The 7,504-nt window shown below is 73.1% G+C and carries 7 protein-coding genes; 3 read left to right on the top strand and 4 right to left on the bottom strand.

Annotated elements, in window-relative coordinates; genetic code table 11:
* The first annotated feature begins 3 nt into the window (after positions 1–3).
* Positions 4–1,323: an MFS transporter gene (locus ACGFI7_RS08000; protein ID WP_393400654.1), complete on the top strand. Its 1,320-nt coding sequence runs from the start codon at positions 4–6 to the stop codon at positions 1,321–1,323.
* 10 nt (positions 1,324–1,333) lie between these two features.
* Here the strand turns inward: ACGFI7_RS08000 and hemQ are convergent, their stop codons facing one another.
* From hemQ to ACGFI7_RS07985, 3 genes are read right to left on the bottom strand one after another with little or no spacing between them, the layout of a single operon-like run.
* Complete coding sequence (hemQ, locus tag ACGFI7_RS07995; protein WP_393400652.1) at positions 1,334–2,035, bottom strand: hydrogen peroxide-dependent heme synthase; 702 nt, start codon at positions 2,033–2,035, stop codon at positions 1,334–1,336.
* The gene (gene hemG / locus ACGFI7_RS07990; RefSeq protein ID WP_393400650.1) at positions 2,032–3,444 is read right to left on the bottom strand and encodes a protoporphyrinogen oxidase; all 1,413 of its coding nucleotides are present in this window, start codon (positions 3,442–3,444) and stop codon (positions 2,032–2,034) included. Before hemG ends, hemQ begins: the two co-directional genes overlap by 4 nt.
* Before the next feature lie 55 nt (positions 3,445–3,499).
* Positions 3,500–4,330, bottom strand: coding sequence for a TetR/AcrR family transcriptional regulator (locus tag ACGFI7_RS07985; protein WP_393400647.1), 831 nt, complete (start codon positions 4,328–4,330; stop codon positions 3,500–3,502).
* A 67-nt stretch (positions 4,331–4,397) separates the two neighbouring features.
* Here ACGFI7_RS07985 and ACGFI7_RS07980 point away from each other — a divergent pair, with 67 nt between their 5' ends.
* On the top strand, positions 4,398–5,138 hold the full coding sequence (locus ACGFI7_RS07980) for a CPBP family intramembrane glutamic endopeptidase (RefSeq protein WP_393400645.1): 741 nt from the start codon (positions 4,398–4,400) through the stop codon (positions 5,136–5,138).
* Positions 5,139–5,183: 45 nt separating this feature from the next.
* Positions 5,184–6,113, top strand: coding sequence for a DUF4349 domain-containing protein (locus tag ACGFI7_RS07975; protein WP_393400643.1), 930 nt, complete (start codon positions 5,184–5,186; stop codon positions 6,111–6,113).
* Between the two features lie 224 nt (positions 6,114–6,337).
* Here the strand turns inward: ACGFI7_RS07975 and hemE are convergent, their stop codons facing one another.
* On the bottom strand, positions 6,338–7,336 hold the full coding sequence (hemE, locus tag ACGFI7_RS07970) for a uroporphyrinogen decarboxylase (protein WP_393401892.1): 999 nt from the start codon (positions 7,334–7,336) through the stop codon (positions 6,338–6,340).
* Positions 7,337–7,504 lie beyond the last annotated feature (168 nt).

Genomic DNA, 7,504 nt, shown 5'->3' with positions numbered 1-7,504 from the left:
GAAATGGCGCAACTACTCAAGCGTCCGCAGATGCGCTACTACATTCTCGGTGACGTGCTTTCCAACCTCGGCGACTATGCGCTTTTCCTGGCCATGGCCATCTGGGTGAAAACACTCACGGGAAGCACGCCGGCCGCCGGGCTGGTGATGTTCGCGTTCGCCGGCGGCAGCCTGGTGCTGCCCCTGTCAGGTCTCCTGGTGGACCGCTTCCGCCGCCGCCCGCTGCTGGCCGCCTCGTACCTGTCGTCGGCGGCCGTCGTGCTGTTGCTCCTGCTGGTCGAGGACCGGGACGACGTCTGGCTCGTCTACGTGATCATGTTCCTGTACGGCGCGCTGGGCAGCGTCACCGGACCGGCGCAGAATGCCTTCCTGCCCACCGTCGTCCCGGAGGACCAGCTCGGCGACGCCAACGGCGCGGTGCAGTCGATGCGCGGTCTCCTCAGGGTGTTCGCCCCGATCATCGGCGCGGGGGTGTTCGCCTGGCAGGGCGCCCAGGTGGTCGTGGTGATCGACGCGGTGGTCTTCGTCGTCGCGGCCGGGGCCGTGCTCCTCATCCGGGTCTCGGAGCCGCGCCCCACCAGGACCGGTCAGCCGCTGATCGCCGAGACCACGGGCGGCCTGCGCTTCTTGCGCGACGCCGCCGTCCTGCGCAGGCTCGTCATCGCCTGCGCGCTCACGATGCTCGTCATCGGCTTCTTCGAGTCCATCGCCATCGCCGTGGTCACCGACGGCCTGGCGCTGCAGGCCACGTTCCTCGCGGTGCTCGCCGGGGCGCAGGCGGTCGGCACCATCGCCGGCGGCGCGGTCGCGGGCGGGGTGATCCGCCGCGCCGGCGAGCGCGGGCTGGTGGTCATCGCGCTCGTCATGGTCGGGGCGAGCAGCCTGCTGCTGACCGTGCCGATCGTCCCGGTCGTCATCGCGGGCATGCTGGTGCTGGGCGTGGCGGCGCCGTGGATCGTCATCGGCGCCACCACCTCGCTCCAGCGGCGCACCCCGGAGGACCTGCGCGGACGCGTCTTCGCCGCGTTCGAGTTCGGTGTGACGGTGCCGCAGGTCGCCTCCATCGCCGTGGGCGCCAGCTTGATCGCGGCCCTCGACTATCGGGTGATGCTGGGCGTCGTCTGCGCGGTGGTGCTGCTGGCGGCGGTCGTCCTCGGCACCGGCCGCCCGGACGAGCCACCGCCCGCGGAATCACCCGACGCCGAGCCCGGCCCCGAGCAGGACGCCGAGCCGACCGCCGTATCGAACGCCGAACCGACCGCCGAACCGGCCACCGGATCGACCGCCGGATCGACCGCCGGGCAGGACGCCCCCACCCGCTGAGGCGTCCGGCTCAGGGCAGGTCCGCCACCAGCTCGCGGGCCGGCTTGCGGACGCCGGTGTAGAAGGGGATCTCCAGCCGGGTGTGCCGGCGGGCCTGGGCGCCGCGCAGGGTGCGCATCAGGTCGACGATGCGGTGCAGTTCGTCGGCCTCGAAGGCCAGCATCCACTCGTAGTCGTTGAGCGCGAAGGACGAGACGGTGTTGGCCCGCACGTCGGGGTAGTCGCGCGCCATCCGGCCGTGCTCGGCGAGCATCGCCCGCCGCTCGGAGTCCTCCAGGAGGTACCACTCCAGGGAGCGGACGAACGGGTAGACGCACACGTACGCGCGCGGCTCCTCCTCGGCCAGGAAGGCCGGGATGTGTGACTTGTTGAACTCGGCGGGCCGGTGCAGCGCCATCGCCGACCAGACCGGGCGGCTGTGCCGGCCGAGGGCGGTGCGGCGGAAGCGGGAGTAGACGTCCTGCAGGGCCTCGGGCGTCGGCGCGTGCCACCAGAACATGTAGTCGGCGTCGGCGCGCAGGCCGGCCACGTCGTAGAGGCCGCGGGTGACCACGTCCTTGCCCGCGGCCTGCTCCAGGAGCTCCTCGACCTCGGCGCCGACCTCGTCGCGGGCGCCGGTGAGCGGCTCGCTCGCCTGGAACACCGACCACATGGTGTAGCGGATCACCTGGTTGAGATCGCGGGCCTTGGGCCGCGCTGCGTCCTGCGTCATGACTCTGATTCTCCTCGCTGGGACAGGTGGTCCAGGATCCGGGAGGCGGCCGTGCGAGCGGTCGCGATGCAGGCGGGGATGCCCAGCCCGTCGTAGGCCGCCCCGCAGACCGCCAGCGCCGGCTGCCCGGAGACGGCGGCGTGCACGCGCGCCACCCGGTCGATGTGGCCCACGTTGTACTGCGGCAGGGCTCCGCCCCACCGGGTGACGCGGGTGTCGAGCGGGAGCCCGCGCGCTCCCATGACCTCGCTCATCTCGGCCATGGCCAGCGAGACCAGCTCCGCGTCGTCGCGCTGCAACAGGTGCTCCTCGCCGATCCGGCCGATGGAACAGCGCAGCAGCACCAGGTCGCGTGACAGGTGAGGCCACTTGACCGAGCTGAACGTGACCGCCTTGACGACCCGGCCTTCGACCGGGGGCACCAGGTAGCCGCTGCGCGCGGGCCGCTCGGGGAAGGCCGCGGCGGGGTAGGCGAGGGTGACGACGGCCATGCTGGCGTACTGGATGCGCGCCAGCTCGGTCGCGGCGCCCGGCACCTCGTCCTTCAGCAGGCGGGCGGCGGCGGGCGCGGGCACCGCGATGATCACCGCGTCGGCCTCGACGGTCTCCGGCCTGGGCACCGGCCCGGTGACGAGCCGCCAGCCGTGCTCGGTGCGGTGCAGCTCGCGTACGGTGACGCCGGTCCTGACGTCGGCCCCGGACGCCTTGGCGACGGCCTCCGGGAGGCTGCCCATGCCGGCGCGGAGCGTGGTGAAGACGGGGCCGGCGTCCTTGGGCGCCTCCTGCGCGATGTGCCGGGCGGCGGCGAGCAGGGAGCGCTCGGAGCGGGCCGCGGCGGCGACCCGCGGCATCGTCGCCTCCAGCGACAGCATTTCGGAGCGTCCCGCGTACACGCCGCCGAGGAGCGGCTCGACCAGCCGGTCGAGCACCTCGCCGCCCACCCTGGCGCGGATGTAGGCGGCGACGGACACGTCGGTGCGGACCAGGGTGGCAGGGAAGATCTGGTCGAGCGGCACCCGCAGCAGGCCGCCCGGCGACAGGATGCCCGACTTGGCCAGCTCGGCCAGGTCGGACGGCACGCCCATGATCTGGCCCTTGGGCAGCGACCTCAGCACGCCTCTGCTGTAGATGGCCGACGAGGCGGTGCCCGGGTGCACCAGGTCGTCGCCCATGCCCACCGCCCTGGCCAGCTCCTTGCCCTCGGGCCGTCTGGCCAGCATGGCCTCCGCGCCGACGTCGAGGCTGACCCCGGCCACCTCCGTCGCGTACAGCTTGCCGCCGACGCGAGAGGCGCCGTCGAGCACCGTCACCTTGATCTGCTCGCCCGCGCCCTGCTTGAGGTGCCACGCGGCGGCCAGGCCGGAGATGCCACCGCCGATGACGGCGACGTGTGCGCGATTCCCTTCCACGCTTCCTGACGCTACCGCCTCCCGGTCCCGGTCAGGAGATCGGGGGACACGCGGATCAGGGCCCGGCGAACAAGGCCCGCACGGCGGCCGTGCGCTCGTCGTCCCACGTGACGCCGGGGTCGGGTTCGAGGAAGGTGACGCCGATGCCGGCCGCCGCCAGGCCGATGAGCGACCAGTCGGCGGGCGCGGAGGCGCCGGCCGGGTTGGCGGGCACCCGGCGGGTGAGCAGCTCCGGGTCCGGCAGGGCCATCAGGACCAGCCCGCGCATGCTCGCGCAGGCCAGGGTCGCGATGAGCGGGAAGCCGCCGCCGGCCTCCGGGCGCGGCCGGTAGCCCAGGGCGGTCGCGACGAGCTCCCAGCCGCGCGCGACCCGGTCGACGAACCGCGACTCGGACCGCCGCAGCGCCTCCCCCACGTCGGCGCGCAGCTCGCCGTCGGGCAGGCTGAGGAACGTGGCCTGAAGTGCCAGGTAGGTGCGCCACCCGGCGGAGCGGTGGATGGCCTCGAAGTCGCCCGCGGCGCTCACCCGCAGCAACTCGGTGATCAGGTCGTGCCTGCCCCGCGGGGTGGCCAGCTCGGCGGCGCGCCCGTCGAGCACCGAGCCGAGCAGCCGCCGGGTGGCCTCCTCGTCGACCGCGGCGGCGGGCGCGGCGCCGCGCGCCAGCTCGCGCAGCAGGTCGGCGTGGAAGAGGTCCTTGTACGGCCAGCGCCGGTAGACCGCGGTGCGTGACACCCCGGCCCGTTGGATGACGTCCTCGACGCTGATGTGGTCGAGACCGACGGTCAGCCCGTCCTGCTCGACCAGGGCGAGCGCGGCGTCGAGCATCCGCCGCCGCGTCTCCTGGTCGCTCAGGCGCGGCCTGCGGCGGGGGGCGGGCTCCGGCATGGACGCTCCCTGGGCGGCTTGGTACGTTGCTTCGATGAGACATGGTATCCCAAGTTTCTTCGTCTTAATGCTGGTGCTCACCGTGCCCTTCCTCGCCGTGGACGCGGTGAGCGGAGCGCGGATCCTGCCCGGGCTCCCCCTGGCCGCGCTGGCGTTCGTCTGCCCGGCGGTCGCCGCGCTCTGGCTGGAGTACCGGCGGTCCGGGCCGTCGGGCGCGCGGGCGCTGCTCGCCCGGGCGTTCGACGGTCGGCGGGTCAAGGCCACGATCTGGTACGTCCCCGTCCTGCTGCTGTATCCGGCCGTCGTGACGGCGTCGTACGTGGTGCTGCGGCTGACGGGGGCAGGCGTGCCCGACCCCGACTTCTCGCTGACGCTGACGGTGCTGCTCGCGCTCGGGTTCTTCGCCGGGGCCGTGTGCGAGGAACTCGGCTGGTCCGGGTACGCCACCGCGCCCCTGCGGGAACGGTGGGGCCCGCTGGGGGCCGCGCTCGTCCTGGGAGCGTTCTGGGCGGTGTGGCACTGGCCGGCGCTGCTGCTGGTGCAGCGCCCGGTGTCCTGGATCGCCTGGTGGTCGCTCGGCACCGTCGCCATCCGGGTGATCATGGTGTGGTTGTACGGCCGGACAGGGGACAGCGTCTTCGCCATGGCGCTCTTCCACATGACGGTCAATCTCGGCTGGCAGCTGTTCCCCGTGAACGGGTCCCACTTCGACGTGCGGCTCGTCTCGACGATCACCGCCGCGGTCGCCGTGGCCGTCGTCGCCGCCGGAGGCCTGCGGTCGCGACACCGAGACGTGATCGTACCGTGATGGTCCCGATCAAACCCCGGCCCCGGCCGGAGCCGTCTACCGGTCATGAGGACAAAGCAGACGATCGCCGCGCTGGTGGCCGGGTGCGCGGCCCTGCTGATAGCCGGATGCGGTGGCGGCGGCGGGTCGGCCGATTCGGCCGGGTCCGCGGAAGCACCCGCCGCCGCCCCGGTCCAGGAGTCGCAGGCCCTGAACGCCGACGACGGCGAGGCCAAGGACGCGGCGGAGCGTAACCCCGCCTCCGGGGTGGAGGTCACCCGTCAGGAGCGTCAGGTCATCTACACCGGCCGGATGACGGTCCGGGTGAAGGACGTCGCCGCGGCCGCCCAGCAGGCCAAGGACGTCGTCACCGAAGCCGGCGGCCATCTGGCCAAGGAGGAGAGCCGCTCGTCCGAGCACTCCAACGCGTCGGCCGAGATGGAGTTCAAGATCCCGCCCGCGAAGTACCCCGAGGTGCTCACCCGGCTCGGCCGGGACCTCGGCGAGCGGCTGTCGCTGAACCAGCAGACGGAGGACGTCACCCTCAAGGTGGCCGACGTGGAAAGCCGGGTGAAGTCGGCCGAGCGGTCACTGGAGTCGCTGCGCACACTGCTGACCAAGGCGAACACGATCGGCCAGGTGCTGGACGTGGAGCGCGAGATCGCCACGCGTGAGGCGGACCTGGAGTCGCTGCAGGCCCAGCGGAAGACCCTCGCCGAGCAGACCGCCATGGCCACGCTCACGCTGCGCCTGGTGGGCCCGGCCGCGGCGGTGACGACGCCGTCGGACGAGCCTCCCGGGTTCCTCGGCGGCCTGCAGGCGGGCTGGGAGTCGCTGGTGGACTTCCTGCTGGTGCTGGTGACGGTCCTCGGCGCCCTGCTGCCGTGGCTCGTGGTGATCACCCCGCTGGTGCTCCTGGCCATCGTGGCCCTCCGGCGCCGCCGCCGCAGAACCCCCCGCCCCCCGACCCCGGACCCCGACCCCTCCACCGCCTGAGCCACCCACCTACGCCCCGGCACCAGCCCCCACCCTCCTGTCGAAGTAGCCAAAGGGGGTGGGGCGGTCAGCGCCCGACCCGGTAGGGCTGGAACGGTCGGCGCCCGGACGACCGGAGCCTGGGCAGTCAGGGACCGTGGCGGGCAACACCCTGGCGCGCAGCGCTCCCGGCATGCAACACCCCGGCCGCCGGCGCCCGGGTGGCGCGGCCTGGGCAGTCAGCGTCAGGAGGTGTGGATCAGGTCGGTCAGGCGCTTGAGTTGGTCGGGGTCGGTGGAGGGGAGGACGCCGTGGCCGAGGTTGAAGACGTGGCCCTCGGCCGCCGCGCCGCGGCGCAGCACCTCGCGGGCCTTGCGCTCGACGACCTCCCACGGGGCCAGCAGGATGGCCGGGTCGAGGTTGCCCTGCAGGGCCTTGCCGGGCCCGACGCGGCGGGCGGCCTCGTCGAGCGGCACCCGCCAGTCGACGCCGACGACGTCCGCCCCCGACTCGCCGAGCAGGCCGAGCAACTCGCCCGTACCGACGCCGAAGTGGATGCGCGGCACGCCCAGCTCTTCCAGGCCCGCGAAGATGCGGCGGGTGTGCGGCAGGACGAACTCGCGGTAGTCCTCCGCCGCCACCGCGCCCACCCACGAGTCGAACAGCTGGACGGCGGAGGCGCCGGCCGCGATCTGGAGGCGCAGGTGTTCGAGGACGATGCCGGCCAGCCGGTCCATGAGGGCGTGCCACAGCTCGGGCTCGCCGTACATCATGGCCTTGGTGCGGTCGTGGTTCTTGGACGGCCCGCCCTCGATCAGGTAGGAGCCGAGCGTGAACGGGGCGCCGGCGAAGCCGATCAGCGGGGTGTCGCCCAGCTCGCCGACCAGCGCCTCGATCGCCTCGGTCACGTACGGGACGTCGCCGGGCTCCAGCGGGCGCAGCGCGTCGAGCCCGGCGCGGTCGCGGATCGGGTCGGCGACGACGGGGCCGACGCCGGGCTTGATGTCGAGGTCGACGCCGATGGCCTTGAGCGGCACCACGATGTCGCTGAAGAAGATGGCCGCGTCGACGCCGTAGCGGCGGACCGGCTGCATGGTGATCTCGACGATCAGGTCGGGCGTGGCGCACGCGGTGAGCATGGGCACGCCCTCGCGCACCTTGAGGTATTCGGGCAGCGAGCGCCCGGCCTGGCGCATGTACCAGACAGGGGTGTGCGGAACCTCCTGGCGGCGGCAGGCGCGCAGGAAGGCGGAGTCGGCGAGAGTCACCCCTCAAGGGTGCCATGGCGGGCTCGCGGTCCTGCCATCGGCGCGTTGTCGGGAAAATCCCGTCGGCCACCCCCCGATCCATGATCAGATGTGGGGGTGGACGTTTCATCGCCGGCCCTCGGAGTCGAGGCCATCCCAAGGGAC

The organism is Nonomuraea sp. NPDC048826, assembly GCF_043198225.1.
In the GTDB taxonomy this organism is placed as follows: domain Bacteria; phylum Actinomycetota; class Actinomycetes; order Streptosporangiales; family Streptosporangiaceae; genus Nonomuraea.
This window is presented reverse-complemented; position numbering and strand designations above follow the sequence as displayed.